This window comes from Streptomyces sp. NPDC057424 (genome assembly GCF_042803315.1).
Taxonomy (GTDB): domain Bacteria; phylum Actinomycetota; class Actinomycetes; order Streptomycetales; family Streptomycetaceae; genus Streptomyces.
Map to the genome: position 1 here is coordinate 154,705 of NZ_JBHVCP010000001.1, position 24,268 is coordinate 178,972.

A 24,268-nucleotide genomic window follows, 5' to 3' on the forward strand; every position below is an offset into this window, starting at 1 on the left:
GCCCACCTGATGTACCGTCAGATTCATGGTGGCCCGGAGGAAAGTGGCCGTCGTCGGCGTGGCCCTCTCGGACTGCGGCCGCGTGGACGGCGTGACCCCGTACGCACTGCACGCCCAGGCCGCCCGCCGCGCCCTGGCCGACGCGGGCCTGGATCGCTCGCTGATCGACGGCTTCGCCTCGGCGGGCCTGGGCACCCTGGCGCCCGTGGAGGTCGCCGCGTACCTGGGCCTGCGCCCCACCTGGGTCGACTCCACCTCCGTGGGCGGCTCCACCTGGGAGGTCATGGCGGCCCACGCGGCGGACGCGATCGCGGCCGGGCACGTCCGCGCGGTGCTGCTCGTCTACGGCTCGACGGCCCGCGCGGACGTCAGGGCCGGCCGCCGCACCGGAACGCTGTCCTTCGGCACGCGGGGCCCCCTGCAGTTCGAAGTCCCCTACGGCCACACCCTGATCGCCAAGTACGCCATGGCGGCCCGACGTCACATGATCGAGTACGGCACGACGATCGAGCAGCTGGCGGAGGTGGCGGTGCAGGCCCGGGCCAACGCGGCCCTCAACCCGGAGGCGATGTTCCGCACACCGGTCACGGTGGACGAGATCCAGGACGGCCCCGTGATCGCGGACCCCTTCACCAAGCTGCACTGCTGCGTCCGCTCCGACGGCGGGGCGGCGGTGCTGCTGGCGGCGGCGGAGTACGTGCGGGACTGCCGTACGTCCCCGGTGTGGGTGCTGGGGAGCGGGGAGTCCGTCTCGCACGCCGCGATGTCCGAATGGCCGGACTTCACGGTGTCCCCGGCGGCGGTGAGCGGGCGGCTGGCCTTCGAGCGGGCGGGAGTGCGGCCGGACGAGATGGACTTCGCCGAAATCTACGACGCGTTCACCTACATGACCCTGGTGACGCTGGAGGACCTCGGCTTCTGCGGGAAGGGCGAGGGCGGGGCGTTCGTGGAGCGGGGACGGCTGCGGGTCGAGGGCGGAGGGCTCCCGGTGAACACCGACGGGGGTGGGCTGTCGGCTCAGCATCCTGGGATGCGCGGGTTGTTCCTGCTGGTGGAGGCCGTACGGCAGTTGCGCGGGGAAGGCGGGGAACGGCAGGTGCGGCGCGGCGACGGGGGGCTGCCGCGGCTGGGGGTGGCGTCCGGGACGGGTGGGTGGTTCTGCTCCTCGGGGACGGTGGTGCTGGGGGCGGGGTGAGGGGACTCGGGGAGGGGCCCTTGCGTGCGGCCGCTCGGCGCGCCTGCCGGTCCCGGCCTGAAAGACAGCGCTCTCCCCAGGCGTAAGGGGTGCATCCCGGCAATTACCAAGTGGTAACCCTGCAGGGTGCACCCCCTACCCTTGCCGGAAACCGTCGTGTGGGATGACCTGAAGCACACAGGACACACGGGACACCCGAGCAGCACGACAAGCACCACAACCGAAGGGGGAGCCGTGGCACGAACGCGGGCGCAGAGCCTACGCAGCGTCGCCGAGGCCGTCGCATCCGGCACCGATCCGCGAGCCGCGGCGCAGGAGGAACTGCGCCGCCGCACCGGACTCGGCACCACCGGTGGCCAGGAAAGGAACACGCGGTACGCGGGCTCCCAGGACGGCGACGACGAGCAGTACGAGACCGAGAGCGAGGGCATGGACCCGGCCGACTTCCCGGCGGCCCGGGAGCAGGGCGGTTCCATCGCCACCGTCATGCGGCAGAAGACGGTGCCGCTGGACGAGGCCGGGGAGGCCCTCGGCCGCAGCGAGCAACTGCAGGAGCAGGGCGAACCGGTGCACGCCATCTGCCCGATGGTGATGCCCAGGGGCCGCTCCTTCCTGTCCATGCTTCCGGTGCTGTCGCTGCTGGTGCTGGGCGCGGTGGGCACCGCGGTCGTGTCGGCGGTGGGCGCCGGACCGCTCACCAACCCGCTGTTCGGGCTGCATTACTGGATCATCGCGCTGCTCGCCGTGTTCTTCGTGTGGTGGCGGCAGGGCCTGGTGATGGTGCCGGAGGGCAGCCAGGCGCTGATCACCCGGTTCGGCAAGCTGGAGAAGGTCGTCGGCCCCGGTCGCGTCACCCTGCTGAGCCCCTGGAAGCGGGTCTCGTACATCGTCAACACCACCCGCGAGTACCCGTTCAACGCGCCCGTGCGCGAGGCCCCCACCAAGGGCGGCGTCAAGGCGTCCATCGACCTGTTCATCCAGTTCCGGATCAGTGACCCGGTGGAGTTCGTCTACACGCTGGGCGCGGTGCGCGGCTTCGAGGAGAAGCTGAGCAACGCCGTCAGCGAGACCATCCGCAGCCTGATCTACGAGCAGGAGGCCGCCGGTATCTACGACATGGTCGGCGAGGACACCGGCCGCCTGCTGGAGCAGCTCAACCAGCAGTTCCGGCCCGCCGTGGAGCTGACCAACGCGAACATCACGCACGCCGAGCCGTCCGACCGGCGCTACCGGATGGACCTGGCCGCACCCGAGATGGTCCGCGTGGCCAAGGAGGCGTACACCCACGAGTACGCCCTCCAGCTCCGCAAGCAGCAGGACGAGGGCGACCTGACCAGGGAGCTCGCCTCCAGCCACGAGACCCTCTCGGCGATCCAGGCCGACATCGCCCAGTACCAGGCGCAGATGGACACCGCCGTGGAGCGGGAGACCAACCGCGCCGAAGCGACGGCCCGCCAGCGTTACGTGCAGGCCGAGTCGGAGGCGAAGGCCAACGCGGCGCTGCTGGAGGCGCAGGCCCTCGACATCCGCGCGGTCACCGCGGCCGAGGCACCCGAGATCCTCGAGTACCGCTACCAGCAGCAGGTGCTGGACACCCTGGAGCAGGTCGCCGACCACCTGCCGCGCCTGGTGCGCATCGGCGGGGGCGGCGCGGACGGCGTCGGCGGCGCCGGGATCGACTTCCTCGAACTGGCCCGGGAACTGGTCGGCGAGCGCGGCGCGGAACTGTTCACGGACGAGGACATGGCGGCCGTCCGGGCCCGTCTGGGTGAGGTGTCCGAGCGCATCGCCGCGCGCCAGGACGAGATCGGCGCCCTGCTGGCCGCCGAGCGGCCCACGGTGCCGCAGATGCCCGACGAGGCCGGCGCACCGGCTGAACCCGGTGCCGCGAGTGCGGCACCGCACGCCGCGGAGGAACCGTCCGCCGTGTCCGAGGAGGACCAGCAGTGAGCACCGCCCGTATGAGCCGCCGCTCGGTCATCGCCGAGGCGGTGGCCCCCTGGAACGACATCGCCCGTCTGCTGCGCGGTGGCGAGGCCGACACGCTGATCCCCGTCATCATCCCGCGCCACCGCCGCCGTCTGTGGTGGATGCTGCCGCTCTGGCTCGGCGTCTACGCCCTGCTGGCCGGCGTGATGCTGTCGCTGCGCGAGGCGGACTCCGAGGGCGCCGCCGATCTCGCCTACGGCACGCTGGGCACCCTGTGCTACGTCGCCGGCGTGGTCATGCTGCTGGTCGGCGGCCTGTGGTGGTGGCGTTCGTCGATCGTCGAGATCGAGCAGGGCACCCACGGCGTGCTGACCCGCTACGGCGCCGTCACCCGCACCCTGGACGCCGGCCGGCACTACCTGTGGCACCCGTGGTCCCGCGTCGACTTCGTCGTCGACACGGCCACCGAGATCCCGTACTCGGCGCCCGTGATGGCCTGTCCGACGCAGGAGAACGTGCCGCTGCGGTCCATCGAGTTCTTCCTGAAGTTCCGCATCACCGACGCGGTGCTGTTCGTCCGCACCATCGGCGCGGGCAACTTCGACCTGGTGCTGTCCAGCGCGGTGCAGGACGCGATCCGGCAGCGGGCCCGCAGGATGCGCACCGAGCGCGCCTACGACCTGCGCGGCTCGGACGTCGCCGACATGCAGGAACTGCTCAACCGCCAGCTGTCCGGCTACGGCGTGCGCATCACCGGCTCCAACATCCCCGACGTGCAGCTGCCGACGCAGTACCAGCAGCACCTGGCCACCCGCGAGCGGGTCTCCAAGGAGCGCACCGCCTACGACCAGGAATGGGGCCTGATCCGCAAGCGCCGCATCGACAGCCTGGGCATGGACATCGAGCGCGCCAAGAAGGTCCGCGACGCCCGGATCGTCGAGGTGAAGGCCGCGCTGAACAGGGCGCGCGAGCAGGTCGCCCAGCTGCTGGAGCAGCAGGAGACCCAGGCGCAGCGCGTCCGGTTCGAGATCGAGACGCGGGGGCGCAGCGGCCTCATCGCCGCCGAGAACGAGGCCCGCGCCCAACGGGCCCTGGCCAAGGCCTACCGGGACAACCGGGCGGTGCTCCAGTACGAACTGGCCCGCCGGCGCCTGGACGTGGGCGCCCAGCTCGCCGGGAAGGCCCCGCAGCCGGTGGTCGTCCGCACGGACGGCACGGGCACCGACACCTCGGCCCTGACCACCCTGCTCACCGCGCAGCTGCTGCCGCAGCTGACGGCCCCGCCGACGGACGGCCGGATGCGCCTCGACGACCACGTCCGGTACGGCGACGCCGAGGGCGGCGACGCACGCTAGTGCCGCGACAGGCAACGTTCGCCCCGTCGCGGCACTAGGTCCGCTCTCCGAGCGGCCTCGCCCGGAGCGGGAACGACGCCCGACTGACCGCTGCCTCGCAGGAGGTGGCGGTCTTGTCGTTTCCGGTGGCGATGCCGCGGCGGGCTTTGCCGAGCGTCCGCTCCGGGGCTTGTTGCGGCAGCCAGATCTGACGTACCGTCAGATGCGGCTGTCGGGCGGCGATGCGGGAGCATGGCATGGACACGATCTGGCTCACCGGGGCGGAATGGCTGGCCGTGCTGCGGATCGGGCTCGGACTGTGGTGGCTGGAGAGCTGGCGGCACAAGGACCGCAAGGCCTGGTTCCAACGGGGCACCGGCATCACGTGGGCGGCGGGGATAGCCGCCGAGCACCGCTGGAGCGCCGTCCGCTCGGGCTTCGAGACGGCGGTCGCGCCGCACCCGCGCGTGATGGCGTACGTCGTCGTCTACGCCGAACTCGCCCTCGGGCTGGGCCTGATCACCGGCTTCCTCACCCCGGTCGCCCTCGCGGGCGGGTTCCTCCTCAACGCCCTCTACTTCACGCTCATGATCCACGACGTCGCCGAGCAGGGGCAGAACGCGATGATGGCGCTGATGTCGCTGGTCGGGCTGTTCGGGATGTCCTGGCAGACGTGGTCGCTGGACAGTGCGCTGGGACTGTTCTGATGACCGGCCGCCACGACCTGCCCGAGCCCGACGCCTTCACCCGGACGTACTGGGACGCGGCCGCCGAGGGCCGGCTGCTGATCCGCCGCTGCGGGGCCTGCGGCCGGGCCCACCACTACCCGCGCGAGTTCTGCCCCCACTGCTGGAGCGAGGACGTCACCTGGGAGACGGCGAGCGGCCGGGCCACGCTCTACACCTGGTCCGTCGTCCACCGCAACGACCTGCCGCCCTTCACCGAGCGCCTCCCCTACGTCGCCGCCGTGGTCGATCTGGCCGAGGGGCCGCGGATGATGACGGAGATCGTCGGCCCGGGGGCACCGTCGGCCGGAGCGGAGCTGCGGGTGGGGTTCCGGGAGGGGATCCCGGTCTTCCGGCTCCTGCCCGGCGCGACCGGCAGGTGAACGACGCGGCCCCACGCGCTTGAATGGCCCCATGGCCCCCATACGTGACCACTCCCCGACCGGCCCCCACCCGGAACTGAACGGCCACGGACTGCGCCTGCGCCCCTGGGACGCCGGGTCCGGCTCCGACGTCGACGCCTGGCTGCGTGGGATGCGGGACCCCGAGTTCCGGCGCTGGAACACCCCGCTGCGGCCGGTCACGGACCACAGGAGTGCCCGGGAGTCGCTGCTGGCGCGGGAGCAGAGCGCCACGGAGGGTACATCGCTGTCGTTCCGGGTCGCGGACGCGCGCAGCGACACGGCACTGGGGCACATCGGCGTCAATGAGATCAGGTACCACCTGAGGGTCGCCCGCGTCGGCTACTGGGTCCTGCCCGAGGCCCGTGGCCGGGGCGTGGCCACCCGGGCCCTCCTGCTCGCCACCCGCTGGGCCCTCACGGAACTCGGGCTGCACCGGCTGGAGCTGGATCACGCGGTGGGGCACGAGGTGTCGTGCCGGATCGCCGAGCGGTGCGGCTTCGCGTACGAGGGCACGTTGCGCGGGGCGATCTTCCAGGAGGACCGCCACGACGCGTTCCGGGACGCCCACCTGCACGCCCGCCTGGCCACGGACCCGGACCCGGCGGGTCCATGAGGGCCTGGAGCCGGGCAGGAGTGTGGCGCAGGTCACTCGACGCGTGCGATCAGTTGGTCCCGTCGCCCCGGTCATCACCGGCGACAACAGCGAAGGGACCACCGAGATGACCGCACCCGTGAAGGGCCCCGCGAGCTACTTCCCCTCCATCGAGAAGAAGTACGGCCGGCCGATCGCCGACTGGCAGGCCCTCATCCGCTCCTCGCCGCTGACCCGGCACCTGGAGCTCGTCAACTGGCTCAAGTCCGAGCACGGCCTCGGGCACGGCCACGCCAACGCGCTCGTCGCCCACACCCTCGCCGAGGACAGCGGCAAGTGAGCGGAGGGGGCCGCTAAACGGGAGGTGCCGGGACGGAGGCCGACGGCATCATGAGGCATGGACACGGAGACCCGCCACTGGCACCTCACTCACGACCTCGACGGCTTCCTGACCCGCGCCGGCGCCTTCCTCCAAGCCCAGCCGGCGCTGCACACCGTCCCGTTGACGGTCACGGACAACCTGCGCACGCGCGGCCCGCACATCTACGGCGACGGCGTGCCGGAGTTCGGCGTACTGGAACAGGACGGCGTGGTCCTGGCGACGGTCTTCCGCACACCACCGCACCGGATGAACCTCACCGCCCTGACCGCCGAGGCGGCGGAGGCGCTGGCCGCACGCCTGGCCACCCTCGGCCACCGCCTGCCCGGCGTGCACGCCGACCGCGACACCGCCGCCGCCTTCGCCGAGGCCTGGCAGCGGCACACGGGCGCCGCGGCCACGCTCCGGCAGCGTCAGCGGCTCTACCGGCTCGGCACCCTGACCGTGCCCCGTCCCGTACCGCCCGGCGGGCCCCGCATCGCCGTCGAGGCAGACCGCGACCAACTCTGCCGCTGGCACGACGAGTTCGTTGCCGCCGTCGGCGAGGGCAGCTTCCGGGACGCCGCCGAATGGGCGGACGCCCGTATCGCCGGCGGCGGCATCACCTTCTGGGAGACGCCCGGCGGCACGCCCGTGGCCATGGCCGGCGCGACGCCCGAGGTAGCCGGCCAGGTGCGCGTCGCCCCGGTCTACACCCCGCCCCACCTGCGCGGCCGAGGCTACGCGGGCGCCGCCACGGCCGAGGTCAGCCGCGCCGCCCTGGCCGCCGGAGCGCAGGAGGTGCTCCTCTTCACGGACCTGTCCAACCCGACCAGCAACGGCCTGTACCAGCGGATCGGGTACCGGCCGGTGGCGGACTTCGCGGTGTACGACTTCACGGGACGGCCGGCGCCCACGTGACCTTGGCACAGCGACAAGGCCTTCCCGCGTTGCCCGGGACCCGCAACGCGCCACAGCCCCAGGCCCGGTCACGGCCACAGCAGTTCCCGTGCCCACCCTCCCTCTGTGCTCCGATAGCGGAGCCGTACGTGCCGCCGTGCCTCGTCTCCCTGGAAGAACTCCACCTCCTCCGGCCGCAGCCGGTACAGGGTCCAGGACGGTACGGGAGCCTCCGGCTCACTGCGGGCCCGTTCCCACGCCGACTCCGAGGCCCGCGCCAGCTCCTCCACCGAGCCCAGGATCTCGCTCTGGCGGCCGGTCAGTGCCGCGGCCAGCGCGCCCGTCGAGCGGGCGTGGAGGTCGCCCTGGGCCTCCTCGGACGGGGCGGCCGACACCGGGCCGCGGACCCGTACCTGCCGGCCCAGGACCGGCCAGTAGAAGCCGAGCGCGGCGCAGGGGCGGGCGGTGAGGTGGCGGCCCTTGCGGCTGCCGGCGTGGGACGCGAAGAACCAACCGGCCTCGTCGGCGCCGTGCAGCATGACGATCCGTACGTCGGGCCGGCCGGACTCGTCGGAGGTCGCCAGCGACATGGTGTGCGGCTCGGTCTGCCCGGCCGCCACCGCCGCCGCGATCCACTCGGTGAAGAGGGGCAGCGGGGCGGCGGGGGCGGTCGTCGGGTCGAAGGAGGGCAGTCGCGTGACCTCCGGGTCCCAGACCCGCAGTGACCTCAGCAGCTCGTGAAGATCCGTTGACATCCCCCGATTGTCACCCCGGAGGGCTCCTCACACCTGACCGAGGTCCGACGAGACCCACCGCTCCGGCCGCATCCGCAGCACCAGCATTTCGCCGTGGTTCTTCCAGGAGAAGTCGACGTAGCCGTCGACCTTGTCGGCCGGCAGATAGCGCGCCGAGATCTCCCGAAGCTGGTCGAGGGTGGCGGGGGCCGTGCCGACGACCGGGCCCTCGACCGACACGTACCGGATCGTCGGCTCCAGCCGGTCCACCATCAGCGAGAACCGGCCCGCCGCGCCGATCAGCTCGTTCTTGCGGGAGTCGAGGCCGGTCATGATCCAGATGTCGCCGCCGGGCTCGTACTGGTACCAGATCGGCACGGTCAGCGGCGCGCGGCCCGGCCCCGCGTCGACCGCCAGTGCGGCGACGTGCGGCTCAGCCAGGAACTGTTCGCGCTCTTCGCGGGTCAGGGCCATTCAGGTCTCCTTCGCAGGGCCGTTCCGGTGTCCATCGACGTCATCTCAACACCGGTTCCACGAGCGGGTGTTCCCGTGTGCCCTCACCCGCGCACGACCGTGCACCCGATCGGCCGACGGCGGCTACGAGGGGCACTGGGGCACTGGGGCACCAACGTCACCCAGAGCACGGGCAAGGTCGTCGACCGGACGGTGTCGAAGCCGATGCCCCTGACCGGGTCCCGGCCCAACGCCCACCGCACCAAGCAGTGATGGATCCGCCTCGGCACCAAGGACTCCGGCACCTCGCACACCGTCTCCGCCGACCTGCCAGGGTGACCGGCCACCGCGCCCGGTAGCCCACACAAGCCCGCACCGGACCGCGTCCTCGGTCTTCCCGTCCGCATCGGAGGCCGCACCCCGCGATCCGTCAGGAACGATCACCGGCTCGCCACAACCGGGCCCTCCGCGCCACCGGCCCCACCCCGTCCCCTCACAGCCGTGATCAATCCGCAACCAATTCCGGTCTTGACCGAGACCCATCAAGCTGGCACGGGATTACGCTCCCGCTCATGGCCGACTCCACACCCCCCACTCACCCCTCCGCGCACCCCCCGCCCGACCGCCCCGTCTACGTCATCGGCGGCGGCCCCGGCGGACTCGCCGCCGCGTACGCGCTGCGGGCCCGGGGCATACGGGCCGTCGTCCTGGAGAAGTCCGACCGGGTCGGGGCGTCCTGGCGCCGCCACTACGACCGGTTGCACCTGCACACCACCCGCCGCCTGTCGTCCCTGCCCGGGCTGCCGATGCCGCGCCGGTTCGGGCGGTGGGTCTCCCGGGACGACGTGGTGCGGTACCTGGAGAAGTACGCCGAGCACCACCGCCTGGAGATCGTCACCGGTGTCGAGGTCTCCCGCGTGGAGCGCGCCCCCGACGGCACGGGCTGGCTGCTGCGCGCCACCGGTGGCCGTGAGCTGACCGGCGCCGCGGTGGTCGTCGCGACCGGCTACAACCACACCCCGCGAGTGCCGGAGTGGCCCGGCCGCGCATCCTTCACGGGCGAGTTCCTGCACGCCGGCGAGTACCGCGACGGCAGGCCCTACGCCGGCCGGGACGTCCTCGTCGTGGGCGTCGGCAACACCGGCGCGGAGATCGCCGTGGACCTGGTGGAGAGCGGCGCCTCCCGGGTCCGGCTGGCCGTGCGCACCGTCCCCCACATCGTGCGCCGCTCGACCGCCGGCTGGGCCGCCCAGTACAGCGGGGTCCTGGTACGGCGGCTGCCGGTCGGCCTCGTCGACCGGATCTCCCGGGTGCAGGCGAAGGTGGCCGTGCCGGACCTGTCGGCGCACGGACTGCCCCGCCCCGACACCGGGTTGTACAGCAGGGTGAAGCAGGGGGCGATCCCGGTGCAGGACGTCGGGCTGATCGACGCCGTACGCAAGGGCAAGGTCGAGATCGTGGCCGCCGTGGAGGGCTTCGAGGACGGCGGCAAGATCGCACTGGCCGACGGAACCCGGATCGCGCCCGACACGGTGATCGCCGCCACCGGGTACGTCCGCGCCCTGGAGGACCTGGTCGGCCACCTCGACGTGCTCGACACCCGCGGCAGGCCCGTCGCCCACGGCGGCCGCACCCCGGGGGCCGCCCCCGGCCTGTACTTCACCGGCTTCACCAACCCGATCAGCGGCAATCTCCGCGAGATGGCGATCGACGCGGTGCGGATCGCGAAGGCCCTCGAGAAGGCCATCGCGAGGGGCGGTTCGGGAACGGTGCCCCGACTGCCGGGCTGAGCGCCGGCACGGGCCCCGGCACGCCCCGCTGCCGGGCTGAGCGCCCGCCGGGACACCGCGGCCCGCTGCCGGCCCGGCCCCGCGCCCGCCCCGGGCCGGGGCCCAGCCCTCACCGGACCACGCCAGCCCGGCCCTCCGGCCCGGCCCGTCGGCCGTCCCGGCGTCACCTGTCATCCGAACCCGGCAACTTCACCTGCACGCAACCGTTCCTGACGTCGCATCAGTTCAGTAATCTGACAGAGCGTCAGTTAGCTGCTGTCTCACAGGAGCGGGCGGAAACGATGCTTGGATCGACCCACGGCACCCTCACCACCGACTCCCGCCGGGCCCGGGCCATCGCCTGTGGCGAGCGGTCCGGGCCTGCCGTGCACGGCAGGCCGGCCCAGGTGGGCGACCTGGACGTCAGCGGACGGCCGCTGCACGCCGGCGTACCCGATCTGGACCGCTTCTTCCGCCCCCGGTCCGTCGCCGTGATCGGCGCCTCGGACGCCGAGGGTCGCCCGAACAGCGGTATCACACGGCAACTGACCGACTGGGCGGAGCGCGTCGGCGCCACCCTGTATCCGGTGCATCCCGGCCGGCCGTCCGTCTTCGGCCTCCCCTGTTCTCCTTCCGTCGCCGACCTGCCCGAACAGGTCGACCTGGCCGTGGTGCTGGTCGGCGACCCCGTGCCGGTGATCGAGGAACTGGCCGAGGCCAAGGCGCGGTTCGCGGTCGTCTTCGCCTCCGGATTCGCGGAGACCGGGCCGGAGGGCGAGGCCGCCCAGCGGCGACTGGCCGCCGCCGTGGAGCAGTCCGGACTGCGGCTGCTGGGGCCCAACACCAACCTCAACGCCTTCGAGCGGTTCCGCGAGGACCTCCAGGGGCCGGCGATCGCGCTGATCACCCAGTCCGGCCACCAGGGCCGCCCCGTCTTCTCCCTGCAGGAACTCGGCATCCGCCTCTCCCACTGGGCGCCCACCGGCAACGAGGCCGACCTGGAGAGCGCCGACTTCCTCTCCTACTTCGCCGAGCAACCCGAGGTCGGCGCCATCGCCTGCTACCTCGAAGGGCTCAAGGACGGCCGCTCCTTCCTGCTCGCCGCCGACCGGGCCGCCCGGCGCGGCGTACCGGTCGTCGCCGTCAAGGTGGGCCGTACCGAGACCGGCGCCCGCACGGCCGCCTCCCACACCGGCAAACTCACCGGCGCGGACGCGGTGGTGGACGCGGCGCTGCGCCAGTACGGCGTGATCCGGGTCGACGGGCTCGACGAACTCCAGGACACGGCCGCCCTCCTGGCCCGGGCCCGCCCGCCGCGCGCCGACGGGGTCGTCGTCTACTCGATCTCGGGCGGCACGGGCGCGCATGTCGCCGACCTGGCGACCGAGGCGGGCCTGCGCCTGCCGGCCCTGTCCGAGGCCAAGCAGGCCGAACTGCACCAGTGGATACCCGAGTACCTGAACGTCGCCAATCCGGTCGACAACGGCGGGCACCCGGTCGGGGACGAGCGCGGCCGGAAGATCATCGACGCGATCCTCGACGACCCGGGGGTGGGCGTGCTGATCTGCCCGGTCACCGGGCCGTTCCCCCCGCTCAGCGACCGGCTCGTACGGGACCTGGTGGACGCGGCCGAGCAGACCGACAAGCTCGTCTGCGTGGTGTGGGGTTCGCCCGTCGGCACCGAGCCCGCCTACCGCGAGATCCTGCTCGGCTCCTCCCGGGTGGCCACCTTCCGCACGGTCGGCAACTGCCTCACCGCCGTCCGCGCCCACCTCGCCCACCACCGCTTCACGGCCGCCTACCGCTCCCCCTTCGACGAGGCCCCGCGCACCCTCTCCCCGTCCTACCGCAAGGCGCAGGCCCTGATGCAGCCCGGCCGGCAGCTCAGCGAGCACGCGGCGAAACAACTGCTGCGGGCGTACGGCATCCGCGTACCGCGCGAGCAGCTGGTGACCAGTGCGGCGGCGGCCGTCCGCGCGGCCGGGCTCGTGGGCTACCCGGTGGTGATGAAGGCCTCCGGCGCCCGGATCGCCCACAAGACCGAGCTGGGCCTGGTGAAGATCGGGCTGACCTCGGCCAGCCAGGTCCGCGACGCCTACCGTGAGCTGACCGACATCGCCCGCTACGAGGACGTCGCCCTGGACGGCGTCCTGGTCTGCCAGATGGTGGAGCAGGGCGTGGAGATGGTCGTCGGTGTCGCGCACGACGACCTGTTCGGCCCGACCGTGACCGTCGGGCTCGGCGGGGTGCTCGTCGAGGTGCTGCGCGACACCGCCGTAGGGGTGCCGCCCTTCGGGGAGGAACAGGCGCGGGACATGCTCGCCGGGCTGCGCGGGCGGGCCCTGCTGGACGGGGTCCGGGGGCGGCCGGCGGCGGATCTGGACGCGCTGGTCGAGGTCGTCCTGCGCGTGCAGCGCATGGCCCTGGAACTCGGCGACCAGCTCGCGGAACTGGACATCAACCCGCTGCTGGTCCTGCCGCAGGGGCAGGGCGCGGTGGCGCTGGACGCGCTGGCGGTGTGCCGCTGATGACACGGGCCGCGGTGCTGCACACGACCGGCGACCACGTCCTCTCCGTCACCCTCAACCGGCCCGAGAGCCTCAACGCCCTCACGCCGGAGCAGCGCGAGGACATCATCCGGTTGCTGACGGAGGCCTCCGCCACGCCGGAGGTGAGGGCCGTCGTGATCACGGGGACGGGCCGGGGCTTCTGCGCCGGAGCGGACCTCCGGGCCGGCGGCCCGACCGGCGAACGCCTCCCGGGCGATGTCGCGCGCACCCTCCGTACCGGCGCCCAGCGCCTGATCGCCGCCGTGCTCGACTGCGAGAAACCGGTGATCGCGGCCGTGAACGGCACGGCGGCCGGCCTCGGCGCGCATCTGGCGTTCGCCTGCGATCTGGTCCTCGCGGCCGAATCCGCCCGCTTCATCGAGGTGTTCGTACGCCGCGGCCTGGTCCCCGACGGCGGCGGCGCCTACCTCCTCCCCCGCCTCGTCGGCCCGCAGCGCGCGAAGGAGCTGATGTTCTTCGGTGACGCGCTCAGCGCGCCGGACGCCGAGCGCCTCGGGCTCGTCAACCGGGTCGTCAGGGACGAGGAGCTGGGTAGGACGGCGCACGCCTGGGCCGAGCGCCTCGCCTCCGGCCCGACCCGCGCCCTCGCCCTGACCAAGCAGCTGGTCAACGCCTCCCTCGACACCGACCGCACCGCCGCCTTCGCCGCCGAAGCCGCGGCGCAGGAGATCAACATGGCGACGGCGGACGCGCAGGAGGGGGTACGGAGCTTCGTGGAGCGGCGGGACCCGCAGTACAAAGGCCACTGACTCGCCCTGCCCCTTCCCATCTGACTCTGCGTCAGTTTCAATGCTGGTTGTGATGGGACAAGCAGGAATGGCCGAAGCCGCCGTCCGCTACCTCAGGTCGGTCCGCACAGCCGCCCCGGAGCCCGTCGAGGTGCTGCCGCCGCCCGAACTGCGGTGCGTCGGCGCCGACGAGCGCGCTCCCCTCGACCCCCGGGAGTTCCGCCGGGTCCTGGGAAACTTCGCGACGGGCGTGGCGATCGTCACGGCACCTCCCGCCACCGCAGGCGAACCTCCCGCCGGCTTCGCCTGCCAGTCCTTCACCTCACTCTCCCTCGACCCGCCCCTGGTCGCCTTCATGGTCGGCCGTGCGTCGACGACATGGCCGCGCATCGCCCGCGCCGGGGTGTTCTGCGTGAACGTCCTGGGCTCCGGGCAGGGCGAGTTGTGCCGCGCCTTCGCGGTGAGCGGCGCGGACAAGTTCGCCGGCGTGGCCCACGACGCGGCACCGGTGTCCGGCTCGCCGCGCCTGACGGGCGCCGTGGCGTGGATCGACTGCGCGATCCACGCCGTCCACACCGGCGGCGACCACCTCATCGTGGTCGGACGGGTGAACGCCCTCGGCGCGGCGGACACCGACGGCCCGGGCGGACCGCTGCTCTTCCACCGGGGGCGTTTCGCGCGGCTGGCGGACGAACCCTGACGCCAGGGCGCGTCTCATCCGGAGGGGATATCGTCAGCCATCGCGGTGAGGGGCAGGGCGTACGTTCCCATCGCCCCTGTGATGGTCGCCCAGGAGCCCGGATCGGGGCGCGTGCGGGCCGGAAAGGTACTCCACATGAGCGCCGGAGACACGGAGAAGGAACCCGGGGAACACGTCCGTTTCGCCCGCTACCTCGACGAACTGGAGCGCGTCACCGAGGCGGACGAGGCCGACTTGACCGGCAGGATCCTCACCGACCCCGACCCCACGATGGCCCGGTCCGCCGTACTGCGGCACGTGGACCGCCGGGGCGCGGAACTCTGCCTCGGCCCGGCCTGGGAGGAATGGGTGGAGACCATGACCGCGGCCGTGCTCCGGCATCCGCTCCTGACCCGGCGCCTGCGGGAGTGGGCCCTCTTCCGCGCCGTCACGCTCCGACTGCCCTGGCGCCGGGAGGACCTGATCGCGTCGTCCGACTGGCTCCAGCTCAAGGCCGCGGCCGGGCCGAGCCCCGAAGGCAGACGGGTCCTCGCCGAGCACGGCCGGACGAAGAGGATCCGGCACACCGCCAGGACCGGCCCCGCCCCGCACGGCGAGCACTGAGCCCGCGGCACCTGGCGGCCCCGCCCTCAGACAGCGGCGGCCACGCCCCCGGCCGCCCTCCGCCGGATCACCAGCGCCATCAACGCCGCAGCCGCGCACAGCGCCCCCGACGCGTACCAGACCACGTCGTACGAGCCGAACGTGTCGCGCGCGACCCCGCCCAGGAAGGCGACCAGGGCCGCACCGACCTGGTGGGACGCGAGGACCCAGCCGAAGACGATCGCGCTGTCGTCGCCGTACTGCTCCCGGCACAGGGCGAGGGTGGGCGGGACGGTGGCGACCCAGTCGAGGCCGTAGAAGACGATGAAGAAGATCATCGGCGGGTGGACGGTGGGCGCCAGGAGGATCGGCAGGAACATCAGGGACACGCCCCGCAGCGCGTAGTACACGGCCAACAGGCGGCGCGGCTCGAAGCGGTCCGTGAACCAGCCGGAGGCGATCGTGCCGACGACGTCGAAGACGCCGATGACCGCGAGCAGGGAGGCGGCGGCCTGGACGGGCATGTGGTGGTCGTGGGCCGCGGGGATGAAGTGGGTCTGGATCAGGCCGTTCGTGGAGGCGCCGCAGATCGCGAAGGTGCCGGCGAGCAGCCAGAACGGGCCCGTGCGCGCGGCCGAGAGCAGCACGGTCACGGCCCGGCGCGCGGCGCCGGGGACGGGCGGCGGCTTCGGCACGAACTCGGCGGCCCCGTACGGCTTCTGGCCCACATCCGCCGGGTGGTCGTGCAGCAGGAGCCACACGAACGGGACGACCGCGAGCGCGGCGAGCGCGACCGTCACGGCCGCCGGGCGCCATTCGTACCGGGCGATGATCCAGGACAGCAGGGGCAGGAAGATCAGCTGGCCGGAGGCCGAGGCGGCGGTGAGGATGCCGCTGACCAGGCCGCGTCGTTCGGTGAACCAGCGGTTGGTGACGGTGGCCGCGAAGGCCAGGGCCATGGAGCCGGAGCCCAGGCCGACCAGCAGGCCCCAGCACAGCATCAGCTGCCAGGCCGCCGTCATCCACACGGTGAGCCCGGAGCCGAGAGCGATCATGGTCAGGGCGACCGCCACGACCCGGCGGATGCCGAAGCGGTCCATCAGGGCCGCCGCGAAGGGGGCTGTCAGGCCGTACAGCGCGAGATTGACGGAGACGGCGGCGCCGATCGTGCCGCGCGACCAGTCGAACTCGGCATGCAACGGATCGATGAGCAGACCCGGTACGGAACGGAAGGCCGCGGCACCGATGATCGTCACGAAGGTGACGGCGGCGACGAACCAGGCGCGGTGCAGCCGCGCGCGCGTCGGCTTCGGCGGCTCCTGGACGGCCGCTGCTTCGGTTGTCTGGGTCACGACATAGAGCTTCCGACCTGCGGCGCACTCCATCGAGTGGCCCGAAGGACAGCATTCGTTAGGATCGGGCCATGCGCCGCGACACGGAGTTCCGCCCGCACCGCGTCGTCGTCCTCGCCCTCGACGGCCTGCTCCCTTTCGAGCTGGGCATCCCGCACCGCATCTTCGGCCGTCCCAGGGACGCCGGGGGGCGCCTGCTGTACGACGTCGTCACCTGCTCGATCCGCCCGCCGGGCCCGGTGCAGACCGACGCCGACTTCGCCGTCCAGGTCGAGCACGGCCCCGAGACCCTGGCCACCGCCGACACCGTGATCGTCCCGGCGTCCTACGAACTCGGCCCGGTCTTCGAGCAGGGGGTTCTGACCGGCGAACTGGCCGCCGCCCTCGCCCACATCCGGCCCGGCACCCGGCTCGCCTCGATCTGCACCGGCGTCTACGTCCTCGCCGCCGCCGGTCTCCTGGACGGCCGCCCCGCCACCACGCACTGGGCCGACGCCGAGCGGCTCCAGCGGCTGTTCCCGCAGATCAAGGTCGACCCGGGCGTCCTGTTCATCGACGACGGCGACGTCCTGACCTCCGCCGGCGTCGCGGCCGGCATCGACCTGTGCCTGCACATGGTGCGCCGCGACCACGGCACGGCGGTCGCGAACGACGTGGCCCGCCGCACGGTCGTACCGCCCCACCGCGACGGCGGGCAGGCGCAGTACATCGCGCGACCGGTGCCCGATCCGCAGCAGGCGTCCACCACCACCGCCCGCGCCTGGACCCTGGGACGTCTCCACGAGCCGGTCCAGCTGCGCGACATGGCCGCACAGGAGTCCATGTCGGTGCGCACCTTCACCCGCCGCTTCCGCGAGGAGACCGGCGTCAGCCCCGGCCAGTGGCTCACTCAGCAGCGCGTGGAGCGGGCCCGCCACCTCCTGGAGTCCACCGACCGCTCCGTCGACCGGGTGGCCCGGGACGCCGGCTTCGGCACGGCCCAGTCGATGCGCCGGCACCTGCAGGCGGCGCTCGGCGTGACGCCGACCGCCTACCGGCGCACGTTCCGGGCGGAGAGCGCCGACGCCGCCTCCCTCAGAAGGTGAGCACCGCCCGCGCCACCCGGCCCGCCTCCGCGTCCGCCGCCGCCTGGTCGAAGTCCTCGACGGGGTAGGTCCGGGTGACCAGTTCGTCGAGCAGGAGGCGTCCCCGGCGGTACAGGCCGGCGTACAGGGCGATGTCGCGCTGGGGGCGGGAGGAGCCGTAGCGGCAGCCCAGGACGGACTTGTCGAGGTACATCGAGGAGACGCGGAAGGACGCCTCGGCCGTGGCGGGCGGGACCCCGAGGAGGACGGCCTGGCCGTGCCGGTCCAGGGCGTCGATCGCCTGGCGGATCAGCTCCACCCGGCCGACGCACTCGAAGGCGTGGTCCACACCGGTGGGCAGGAGGTCGCGCACCCCTTCCGCCGACGTCAGGAAGTCGGTCGCGCCGAACGTGCGTGCCGGCTCCTCCTTCGCCGGGTTGGCGTCGACGGCCACGATCCGCCCGGCCCCCGCGAGCCGCGCGCCCTGGAGCACGTTCAGGCCGATGCCGCCCGTCCCGATGACCAGGACGCTGTCACCCTGGTTCACCCGCGCCCGGTTCAGTACGGCGCCCACCCCCGTCAGCACCCCGCACCCGATGAGCGCCGCCGACGTCAGCGGGACGTCGTCGGGGATCCGGACGGCCTGTACGGCCTTGACGACCGTGCGCTCGGCGAACGCCGAGTTCGACGCGAACTGGTGCAGCGGCGCGCCGTCGTGGCGGAACGGCCGGCCCGGGCGGCCTATGGCCTGCCGGCACATGGTCGGCCGGCCCCGGTCGCACTCGGCGCACGTGCCGCAGTTCGCCAGGGTGGACAGCGCCACATGGTCACCGGGCGCGACGTGGGTGACGCCCCCGCCCACCGCCTCCACGACCCCGGCCCCCTCATGGCCCAGGACCACGGGAACGGGGAAGGGGATGGTGCCGTCCACCACCGACAGATCGCTGTGGCACAGCCCGGCCGCGGAGATCGCGACCCGCACCTCGCCCGGCCCCGGCTCGCGCACCTCCAGGTCCGACACGACCCGGACCTGCTTCCCGTCGAAGATCACGCCTCGCATCACACGGCTCCCTTGGGCTCCCGGGGCAGACCGAGCACGCGCTCGGCGATGATCGTGCGCTGGATCTGGTCCGTGCCGCCGTAGAGGGTGTCGGCCCGGGAGAAGAGGAACAGGTGCTGTGCCGCGTCCAGTTCGTACGGCGACCGCGCCGACCAGTCGGCCGGTCCGGCGCTCGCCGCGGCGCCCCGCACCTGCACCGCCAGCTCCCCGAGCCGCTGGTGCCAGCCGGCCCACAGCAGCTTGGCCACGCTCGAGGCACCCGCGTCCCCGGAACCCCCCAGCGTACGCAGGGCGTTCCAGCGCATCGTCCGCAGCTCGGCCCACTGCCGCACGAGCCGTTCCCGTACGACGGGGTCGTGCACCGCGCCCGACTCCACGGCCGCCCGCACCACACCGTCCAGTTCCTCGGCGAACCCGATCTGCTGGGCCAGCGTGGACACGCCCCGCTCGAAACCGAGCAGGCTCATGGCGACGCGCCAGCCGTTGCCCGCACCGCCGACGACGTGCTCCGCGTGCGCGCCGTCGAAGAAGACCTCGTTGAAGTCGCTGGTGCCCGTCATCTGGCGGATGGGGCGGACCTCGATCCGGCCGGGCTGGTCCATGGGGACGAGGAGGAAGGTCAGCCCGTGGTGCCGCACCGAGCCGGGTTCGGTCCTGGCCAGCACGAAACACCAGTCCGCCTCGCGCGCGAGCGATGTCCAGATCTTCTGCCCGGTCACGCGGTAGGTACGGCCGTCCGGCTCGCGCACGGCCGCGGTACGGACACCGGCCAGGTCCGATCCGGCGCCGGGTTCGCTGTAGCCCTGGCACCAGAGTTCCTCACCGGCGGCGATCGGCGGGAGGAAGCGGGACTTCTGCTCGTCGGAGCCGTGGGCGAGGAGTGTGGGGGCGAGCAGGTTCTCCCCGATGTGCCCGGAGCGCGGTGGCGCGGCCGACCGCGCGTACTCCTCGGCCCAGACGACCTGTTGGGTGAGGGTGGCTCGGCGATTCCCGTACCCGGACGCGGACCACCCGAGCCCGATCCAGCCGGCTGCTCCCAGCGTGCGTTCCCATGTGCGTCGGTCGCTCGTGACCCCGGCATGCGCGGCAAGCCAGTCACGGACCTCGCCGCGAAAGTCCTCGTCTTCACGCGTGAACCCAAAATCCATGAGGTTCGTTCCTCCCTCAGGGGCGCGGGGAACTGCGCGAACAACCACACTCGACCCGCACCCGCCATACGGACACGCACCCCCGGGCTACTGGGCGTTGGGCCGCTCCCCCTCCCGAGCCGCCCTCTCCATCTCCCGCACCTTCTCCAGCATCGGCATCGGGTCCACCCCCACCGTCCCGGGCAGAAACTCCGCGATCCGTTCCACGGTCCAGCCGCCGGAGGCGTACGCCGCCCGCAGTTCCCGCGGCTGTGCCCACACCGCGATCTTCGCCCCGGCCACCGTGTACACCTGCCCGGTCACCCCGTCCCGCCCCGCCGCATCGGACAGCAGGTACACCACCAGCGGGGCGACGTCCTCCGGCTCCCCGATCTCGGCCAGTTCCATCGGCACTCCCGCCGACATCCTGGTCCGCGCGACCGGCGCCACCGCGTTCGCGGTCACCCCGTACTTGTGCAGCCCCAGCGCCGCGCTGCGCACCAGCGAGATGATCCCGCCCTTCGCGGCGCTGTAGTTGGCCTGTGACACCGATCCCTGGTGGTTGCCGCTGGTGAAGCCGATCAACGTCCCGGCCCGTTGCTTCCGCATCACCGCGGAGGCCGCCCGGAACACCGTGAACGTGCCCTTGAGGTGCGTCGCGACGACCGGGTCCCACTCCTCCTCGGCCATGTTGAACAGCATCCGCTCGCGCAGGATCCCGGCCACGCAGACCACACCGTCCAGGCGCCCGTACGACGCCAGCGCCACGTCGACCACCCGCTGTCCGCCCGCCATGGTGGAGATGTCGTCGGCGACGGCCACGGCCTCCCCGCCCGCCGCCTCGATCTCCTTGACCACGGCCTGGGCGATCTCACTGGCCGGTGAGGCACCGTCGACCGAGACTCCGTAGTCGTTGACGACGACCTTCGCCCCCTCGGCCGCCGCCGCGAGCGCGACCGCCCGGCCGATGCCCCGCCCGGCGCCCGTGACGGCGACGACCTTGCCTGCCAAGAAGTTCCCCACGCCCGGCCCCTTCCCGTCCCACGGTTTCTGACGGACCGTTAGATTATCGGTTCCCGAATTCTACGGCCCGTCAGATACGGGAAGACAAGCCCCGGGGAGGACCCATGTCGCTGCCGGACGCGTTCCAGGACATCGCCAAGCGCGTGAACAACTGGGGACGTTGGGGATCCGGCGACGAGATCGGCACGCTGAACCTGATCACCGACGAGGTCGTCACGGAAGCCGCGGCGACCGTCCGCACCGGCCACCGCGTCCCGCTCGCACTGCCCCTCCAGCAGGACGGCGTGCAGACCGGCGTGATCCCCGGCCGCGTCAACCCCCTGCACACCATGGTGCAGATCAACCAGGAGATCTTCGGCCCGGGCACGGTCGCGTGCAGTGACGACGTCGTGACCATGGGACTCCAGGCGGCCACCCACTGGGACGCCCTGCCCCACGTGTCACACTCGGGCCGGCTCTACAACGGCCGCCCGGCCCACACCGTCACCCCGCACGGCGGCGCCGGGTTCAGCGGCATCGGCACGGTCCGGCACATCGTCTCGCGCGGGGTGCTGCTGGACGTCGCCCGGGCCCGCGGCACGGACCGGCTCGACGGCGGGTACGCCGTGACGCCCGAGGACCTGGACGCCGCCGAGGAGCTGGCCGGGACGCGGGTGCGGGCGGGCGACATCGTGCTCGTCCGGACCGGGCAGATCCAGGCCTTCCTGGCCGGGGACCGGCACGGCTACGCGTATCCGTCGCCGGGGCTGTCGATCCGGACGCCGGAGTGGTTCCACGCGCGCGATGTCGCGGCCGTCGCCAACGACACCCTGACCTTCGAGGTGTTCCCGCCGGAGGTGGAGGACCTCTGGCTGCCGGTGCACGCCCTCCATCTCGTGGAGATGGGCATGCCGCAGGGGCAGAACTGGAATCTCGAAAAGTTGTCCACAGCCTGTGGAGAAGCGGGCCGGTACGCGTTCCTGCTGACGGCGACCCCCGAGCCGTTCACCGGGGCGACCGGCTCTCCGGTGGCACCCGTCGCCGTTCTGTAGGCCGGCGGGCCGCAAGACCCGTCGTCGAACCGGACGTCCGGCAGACCGGCACGGCCGAGCCGCCACCCACTGCAGCTGGATGGCGGCGCCGCGCTGCTCGCCCCGAGCACGGCAGCGCGCGCCGCCACCCGACTCCGGCGCTCCCGCCCCGGCTTCCTGGCCCTGAAGGAAGCCGACGCCGAATCGCGACTCGCACTCGACGAGGGCTGCCGTCCACCGAAGCCCTCGTCGTCCCCTCACGGCGAATCACTGCCCACCAGCGTGAGCACACGGTCACGACGCGTCAACACCGGTTCGGGTAAATGTCACTTCTGCGGCTTTTGCCGCGGGCGCGCACGGAAGCACGTCCCGGCGCATCGCCGCATGCCCCGGCGAAATCTGCCGACCCGCCGTGCATCCACGCTCCGGCCCCGCCGCACAAACCCGCGGCATGTGCCGTGGTACACCACACCCGGCGGGCAGGGCGGCGACGCTACACCGCCTCGTACGCCAGACCCCCGAAAGCCGCCCCGCCGCCGCAGGCCACCGCACCGCCTCCGCACGACGCCGCGAGGTCGGGGGACTTCGCGCACCGGTCCAGTTCGCACCAGATGCGCTTACCGGTGGCCTCGACGCTCCAGCCCCACCGGTCGGCGAGGCCGTCGACGAGCGCAAGGCCCCGGCCGCCGGTCGCGTCGTCGCCGGCGCACCGGGGCACGGGGGCCCGGCCGCTGCGGTCCGCGACCTCGAGGCGGACGGTGGACTCCTCCGTCACCACGTGCGGCAGGGCCAGCCGCAGGACGGCGGGACGGCCGGTGTGCACCACGGCGTTGGTGACGAGTTCGGAGACGAGCAGGATCAGCGTCTCGGCGAGGGGTTCGTCGGCCTGTATGCCGGACCCGGCCAGGCGCGAACGGGCCCACCGCCGGGCTCGCCCCACTTCTGCGGGGTCGGGCCGGATCTCCAGCTGCACTTGAAGCACCTGCACCGCTCACACCATCCGAACCGGCGGACACTTAGGCTCGCGCCTCACGAGGGCCACGATCGTAGCCATTTTCTGCATGGCCAGAACAACGGCCGGGACAGGGATCACGGAACGTGAATCCCTTGTGGGACAGCATGGTTGACGTACAGTCACGTCAACAAGCGCTTCGGGCATATTCCAGCGCGAAGGAGTACCCGTGCGGCATACTGTGCGACGCTCGCCACGGGCAGTCGAACAGGCGGCGCCACGGGGTCGCACTGCGCTCGGAGCCACTCGCATCTCACACAAGGTACCGGAGCGGGCAATCGACTCCAGGCCGTGACGAGTCACGCTGAGGACACAAGCCGATATCAACGCTCCGTGATTCCGGTATGCCACGATCCGCGACATCCCAGGAGGCGCGCACGGCGATACCGCAGCCAGACGGACCGTCAGGCCGATTCGGACGCCAGGGCCACCGCGAGCACTTCCTCACTCTCCGTGACACCACCCGCACGTTGGGTTCGAACCCATGCGCGTTTCAGATGCAGATGGACCTCGGACTCCCAGGTGAAGCCCATGCCACCGTGCACCTGGAGACAGTCGCGGGCGCCGCGCACTGCGGCCTCGTCGGCGAGGATCCGGGCCGCGGCGATGTCGGCCGGGTCGGCGGTGACGGCGGCCGCGTACACCGCGGCGCGGGCCGTCTCCGCCCGGACCAAGATCCCCGCGCACAGATGCGCCACCGCCTGGAAGGCCCCGACGGGCCGTCCGAACTGTTGGCGCGCCCGGGCGTGTTGCGCCGCCAGTTCGCAGACGCGGGTGGCCGTGCCGAGTTGCTCGGCGGCGGTGAGGAGGATCCCGACGGGGTCGGGGGCGGGCCCTCGCGCGGGCACACGGTGCAGGGGCGTCAACGGGTCGAGCGAGCGCAGGGGGACGGCCCCGGCGGCGTCCCCGCGTACGACGTCCGCCTCCGCCAGCCACTCCACGAGCCCGCCGTCCACGGCCGCCACCACCGTCTCCCCGGTGGCCGCGCCCTGTACGGCACCGGCCGCGAGGTGGGTGGCGACGAGCGGCCCGGGCAGCAGCACCCGCCCCGCCTCCTCGAACAGCAACACGGCCTCCGCAAGCCCGAGTCCGACCCCACCGTCCGCTTCCGGCACCCGCAGCGCGAAGAACCCGAGGTCACCGAGGAACCTCCACAGCCCCCGGTCGAGCCGCAGCGGTCCGGCACCACACCCCTCCCCCACACCACCGCCCCCGGCGACACCCACCCGCTCACCCCCGGTACCGCCACCGCCGGAACGACCCGCCACACCGTCACCCGAGCCCGAACCGCCCGCCGCAGAACGGCGCGCCCGCTCACCGGCCGCCTCGGAACGGCCCCTCCGCACACCACCCGTCCCGGGACCGTCCGTCACATCACCGCCCGCACCGTCACCCCTGCCCCGGGAAGGGCGCACCCGTGCAGCGCCGGTACCGCCGCCCTCGCCCCCGGCAGGGCCCGCTCCCTCACGGCCCGTATCCGCGCCGCCCGCTCCGGAACGGCCCCTCCCCCCACCGCCGATGCCGCTCCGTCCCACCCCGGCACCGCCCCCGGCGGCGTCCTCCACCGCCGCCCGCGGGGGCTGCCCGCCGAATCGACGTGCCAGTGCCTCGCGCAACCCGTCCCGCAGTGCCCGCTGGTCGTCCGTC

The 24,268-nt window shown here is 72.9% G+C and carries 24 protein-coding genes; 16 read left to right on the forward strand and 8 right to left on the reverse strand.

Translation table 11 applies throughout. From position 1 onward, the window contains the following. The first annotated feature begins 25 nt into the window (after positions 1 to 25). The 8 genes from ACFU3E_RS00775 (at position 26) to ACFU3E_RS00810 (ending at position 7,458) form a co-directional block, all read left to right on the forward strand. The gene (locus ACFU3E_RS00775; protein WP_384149889.1) at positions 26 to 1,195 is read left to right on the forward strand and encodes an acetyl-CoA acetyltransferase; all 1,170 of its coding nucleotides are present in this window, start codon (positions 26 to 28) and stop codon (positions 1,193 to 1,195) included. Positions 1,196 to 1,429: 234 nt separating this feature from the next. Beyond that, the gene (locus ACFU3E_RS00780; RefSeq protein WP_384149892.1) at positions 1,430 to 3,145 is read left to right on the forward strand and encodes an SPFH domain-containing protein; all 1,716 of its coding nucleotides are present in this window, start codon (positions 1,430 to 1,432) and stop codon (positions 3,143 to 3,145) included. After that, positions 3,142 to 4,479, forward strand: a complete 1,338-nt coding sequence (locus ACFU3E_RS00785) for an SPFH domain-containing protein (protein ID WP_384149895.1) — start codon at positions 3,142 to 3,144, stop codon at positions 4,477 to 4,479. The genes ACFU3E_RS00780 and ACFU3E_RS00785 overlap by 4 nt, the downstream gene beginning before the upstream one ends. A 236-nt stretch (positions 4,480 to 4,715) precedes the next feature. Then, positions 4,716 to 5,165 carry a DoxX family protein gene (locus ACFU3E_RS00790; protein ID WP_384149898.1) on the forward strand — a complete coding sequence of 150 codons (450 nt, stop codon included), beginning with the start codon at positions 4,716 to 4,718 and terminating at the stop codon, positions 5,163 to 5,165. Continuing rightward, positions 5,165 to 5,566 carry a Zn-ribbon domain-containing OB-fold protein gene (locus ACFU3E_RS00795; RefSeq protein WP_384149901.1) on the forward strand — a complete coding sequence of 134 codons (402 nt, stop codon included), beginning with the start codon at positions 5,165 to 5,167 and terminating at the stop codon, positions 5,564 to 5,566. The genes ACFU3E_RS00790 and ACFU3E_RS00795 overlap by 1 nt, the downstream gene beginning before the upstream one ends. Before the next feature lie 31 nt (positions 5,567 to 5,597). Continuing rightward, the gene (locus tag ACFU3E_RS00800; protein WP_384149904.1) at positions 5,598 to 6,200 is read left to right on the forward strand and encodes a GNAT family N-acetyltransferase; all 603 of its coding nucleotides are present in this window, start codon (positions 5,598 to 5,600) and stop codon (positions 6,198 to 6,200) included. 106 nt (positions 6,201 to 6,306) lie between these two features. After that, positions 6,307 to 6,519: a DUF4287 domain-containing protein gene (locus ACFU3E_RS00805; protein ID WP_384150591.1), complete on the forward strand. Its 213-nt coding sequence runs from the start codon at positions 6,307 to 6,309 to the stop codon at positions 6,517 to 6,519. 57 nt (positions 6,520 to 6,576) lie between these two features. Beyond that, the gene (locus ACFU3E_RS00810) at positions 6,577 to 7,458 is read left to right on the forward strand and encodes a GNAT family N-acetyltransferase (RefSeq protein WP_384149907.1); all 882 of its coding nucleotides are present in this window, start codon (positions 6,577 to 6,579) and stop codon (positions 7,456 to 7,458) included. A gap of 68 nt (positions 7,459 to 7,526) precedes the next feature. Here ACFU3E_RS00810 and ACFU3E_RS00815 read toward each other — a convergent pair whose 3' ends face one another. Together ACFU3E_RS00815 and ACFU3E_RS00820 are read right to left on the reverse strand one after the other, a co-directional pair. After that, positions 7,527 to 8,192, reverse strand: a complete 666-nt coding sequence (locus ACFU3E_RS00815) for a pyridoxal 5'-phosphate synthase (RefSeq protein WP_384149910.1) — start codon at positions 8,190 to 8,192, stop codon at positions 7,527 to 7,529. Between the two features lie 27 nt (positions 8,193 to 8,219). Beyond that, positions 8,220 to 8,645, reverse strand: a complete 426-nt coding sequence (locus tag ACFU3E_RS00820) for a pyridoxamine 5'-phosphate oxidase family protein (RefSeq protein WP_384149913.1) — start codon at positions 8,643 to 8,645, stop codon at positions 8,220 to 8,222. A 75-nt stretch (positions 8,646 to 8,720) separates the two neighbouring features. Here ACFU3E_RS00820 and ACFU3E_RS00825 point away from each other — a divergent pair, with 75 nt between their 5' ends. The 6 genes from ACFU3E_RS00825 (at position 8,721) to ACFU3E_RS00850 (ending at position 14,994) form a co-directional block, all read left to right on the forward strand. Further along, on the forward strand, positions 8,721 to 8,897 hold the full coding sequence (locus tag ACFU3E_RS00825) for a hypothetical protein (RefSeq protein WP_384149916.1): 177 nt from the start codon (positions 8,721 to 8,723) through the stop codon (positions 8,895 to 8,897). Between the two features lie 299 nt (positions 8,898 to 9,196). Further along, positions 9,197 to 10,414 (forward strand): flavin-containing monooxygenase, encoded by a 1,218-nt coding sequence (locus ACFU3E_RS00830; RefSeq protein ID WP_384149919.1) that lies wholly within the window; start codon positions 9,197 to 9,199, stop codon positions 10,412 to 10,414. A 281-nt stretch (positions 10,415 to 10,695) separates the two neighbouring features. After that, positions 10,696 to 12,921, forward strand: coding sequence for an acetate--CoA ligase family protein (locus ACFU3E_RS00835; RefSeq protein WP_384149922.1), 2,226 nt, complete (start codon positions 10,696 to 10,698; stop codon positions 12,919 to 12,921). Further along, positions 12,921 to 13,712, forward strand: a complete 792-nt coding sequence (locus ACFU3E_RS00840; RefSeq protein WP_384149925.1) for an enoyl-CoA hydratase/isomerase family protein — start codon at positions 12,921 to 12,923, stop codon at positions 13,710 to 13,712. The genes ACFU3E_RS00835 and ACFU3E_RS00840 overlap by 1 nt, the downstream gene beginning before the upstream one ends. Positions 13,713 to 13,779: 67 nt before the next feature. Next, positions 13,780 to 14,391, forward strand: coding sequence for a flavin reductase family protein (locus ACFU3E_RS00845; RefSeq protein ID WP_384150594.1), 612 nt, complete (start codon positions 13,780 to 13,782; stop codon positions 14,389 to 14,391). A gap of 135 nt (positions 14,392 to 14,526) precedes the next feature. Continuing rightward, on the forward strand, positions 14,527 to 14,994 hold the full coding sequence (locus tag ACFU3E_RS00850) for a hypothetical protein (protein ID WP_384149928.1): 468 nt from the start codon (positions 14,527 to 14,529) through the stop codon (positions 14,992 to 14,994). A 26-nt stretch (positions 14,995 to 15,020) separates the two neighbouring features. Here the strand turns inward: ACFU3E_RS00850 and ACFU3E_RS00855 are convergent, their stop codons facing one another. Continuing rightward, positions 15,021 to 16,325, reverse strand: coding sequence for an MFS transporter (locus ACFU3E_RS00855; protein ID WP_384149931.1), 1,305 nt, complete (start codon positions 16,323 to 16,325; stop codon positions 15,021 to 15,023). Between the two features lie 71 nt (positions 16,326 to 16,396). Between ACFU3E_RS00855 and ACFU3E_RS00860 the strand changes: the two genes are divergently transcribed. After that, complete coding sequence (locus ACFU3E_RS00860; RefSeq protein ID WP_384149934.1) at positions 16,397 to 17,410, forward strand: GlxA family transcriptional regulator; 1,014 nt, start codon at positions 16,397 to 16,399, stop codon at positions 17,408 to 17,410. Here ACFU3E_RS00860 and ACFU3E_RS00865 read toward each other — a convergent pair. The 3 genes from ACFU3E_RS00865 to ACFU3E_RS00875 all read right to left on the reverse strand — a co-directional run bounded on the left by ACFU3E_RS00865 (position 17,400) and on the right by ACFU3E_RS00875 (position 20,599). Then, on the reverse strand, positions 17,400 to 18,449 hold the full coding sequence (locus tag ACFU3E_RS00865; RefSeq protein WP_384149937.1) for a Zn-dependent alcohol dehydrogenase: 1,050 nt from the start codon (positions 18,447 to 18,449) through the stop codon (positions 17,400 to 17,402). The two genes, ACFU3E_RS00860 and ACFU3E_RS00865, sit on opposite strands and share 11 nt — an antisense overlap. Continuing rightward, the gene (locus tag ACFU3E_RS00870) at positions 18,449 to 19,597 is read right to left on the reverse strand and encodes an acyl-CoA dehydrogenase family protein (RefSeq protein ID WP_384149940.1); all 1,149 of its coding nucleotides are present in this window, start codon (positions 19,595 to 19,597) and stop codon (positions 18,449 to 18,451) included. The genes ACFU3E_RS00865 and ACFU3E_RS00870 overlap by 1 nt, the downstream gene beginning before the upstream one ends. Positions 19,598 to 19,684: 87 nt before the next feature. Continuing rightward, entirely contained in the window at positions 19,685 to 20,599 is a 915-nt protein-coding gene (locus ACFU3E_RS00875; protein ID WP_384149943.1) for an SDR family NAD(P)-dependent oxidoreductase, read from the reverse strand. A 104-nt stretch (positions 20,600 to 20,703) separates the two neighbouring features. On the opposite strand from ACFU3E_RS00875, the gene ACFU3E_RS00880 reads away from it, so the two are divergent. Then, positions 20,704 to 21,630, forward strand: coding sequence for a cyclase family protein (locus tag ACFU3E_RS00880; protein WP_384149946.1), 927 nt, complete (start codon positions 20,704 to 20,706; stop codon positions 21,628 to 21,630). Positions 21,631 to 22,102: 472 nt separating this feature from the next. Here ACFU3E_RS00880 and ACFU3E_RS00885 read toward each other — a convergent pair whose 3' ends face one another. Further along, positions 22,103 to 22,582 (reverse strand): ATP-binding protein, encoded by a 480-nt coding sequence (locus tag ACFU3E_RS00885; protein ID WP_384150597.1) that lies wholly within the window; start codon positions 22,580 to 22,582, stop codon positions 22,103 to 22,105. 443 nt (positions 22,583 to 23,025) lie between these two features. After that, positions 23,026 to 23,847 (reverse strand): acyl-CoA dehydrogenase family protein, encoded by an 822-nt coding sequence (locus ACFU3E_RS00890; protein WP_384150600.1) that lies wholly within the window; start codon positions 23,845 to 23,847, stop codon positions 23,026 to 23,028. Positions 23,848 to 24,268 lie beyond the last annotated feature (421 nt).

Excerpts from the sequence above, each read along its gene's own strand:
- ACFU3E_RS00775 (WP_384149889.1), top strand. The coding sequence starts at position 26 with ATGGTGGCCCGGAGGAAAGTGGCCGTCGTCGGCGTGGCCCTCTCGGAC.
- ACFU3E_RS00790 (WP_384149898.1), top strand. The coding sequence starts at position 4,716 with ATGGACACGATCTGGCTCACCGGGGCGGAATGGCTGGCCGTGCTGCGG.
- ACFU3E_RS00795 (WP_384149901.1), top strand. The coding sequence starts at position 5,165 with ATGACCGGCCGCCACGACCTGCCCGAGCCCGACGCCTTCACCCGGACG.
- ACFU3E_RS00800 (WP_384149904.1), top strand. The coding sequence starts at position 5,598 with ATGGCCCCCATACGTGACCACTCCCCGACCGGCCCCCACCCGGAACTG.
- ACFU3E_RS00805 (WP_384150591.1), top strand. The coding sequence starts at position 6,307 with ATGACCGCACCCGTGAAGGGCCCCGCGAGCTACTTCCCCTCCATCGAG.
- ACFU3E_RS00810 (WP_384149907.1), top strand. The coding sequence starts at position 6,577 with ATGGACACGGAGACCCGCCACTGGCACCTCACTCACGACCTCGACGGC.
- ACFU3E_RS00815 (WP_384149910.1), bottom strand. The coding sequence starts at position 8,192 with ATGTCAACGGATCTTCACGAGCTGCTGAGGTCACTGCGGGTCTGGGAC.
- ACFU3E_RS00820 (WP_384149913.1), bottom strand. The coding sequence starts at position 8,645 with ATGGCCCTGACCCGCGAAGAGCGCGAACAGTTCCTGGCTGAGCCGCAC.
- ACFU3E_RS00830 (WP_384149919.1), top strand. The coding sequence starts at position 9,197 with ATGGCCGACTCCACACCCCCCACTCACCCCTCCGCGCACCCCCCGCCC.
- ACFU3E_RS00835 (WP_384149922.1), top strand. The coding sequence starts at position 10,696 with ATGCTTGGATCGACCCACGGCACCCTCACCACCGACTCCCGCCGGGCC.
- ACFU3E_RS00840 (WP_384149925.1), top strand. The coding sequence starts at position 12,921 with ATGACACGGGCCGCGGTGCTGCACACGACCGGCGACCACGTCCTCTCC.
- ACFU3E_RS00845 (WP_384150594.1), top strand. The coding sequence starts at position 13,780 with ATGGCCGAAGCCGCCGTCCGCTACCTCAGGTCGGTCCGCACAGCCGCC.
- ACFU3E_RS00850 (WP_384149928.1), top strand. The coding sequence starts at position 14,527 with ATGAGCGCCGGAGACACGGAGAAGGAACCCGGGGAACACGTCCGTTTC.
- ACFU3E_RS00860 (WP_384149934.1), top strand. The coding sequence starts at position 16,397 with ATGCGCCGCGACACGGAGTTCCGCCCGCACCGCGTCGTCGTCCTCGCC.
- ACFU3E_RS00865 (WP_384149937.1), bottom strand. The coding sequence starts at position 18,449 with ATGCGAGGCGTGATCTTCGACGGGAAGCAGGTCCGGGTCGTGTCGGAC.
- ACFU3E_RS00870 (WP_384149940.1), bottom strand. The coding sequence starts at position 19,597 with ATGGATTTTGGGTTCACGCGTGAAGACGAGGACTTTCGCGGCGAGGTC.
- ACFU3E_RS00880 (WP_384149946.1), top strand. The coding sequence starts at position 20,704 with ATGTCGCTGCCGGACGCGTTCCAGGACATCGCCAAGCGCGTGAACAAC.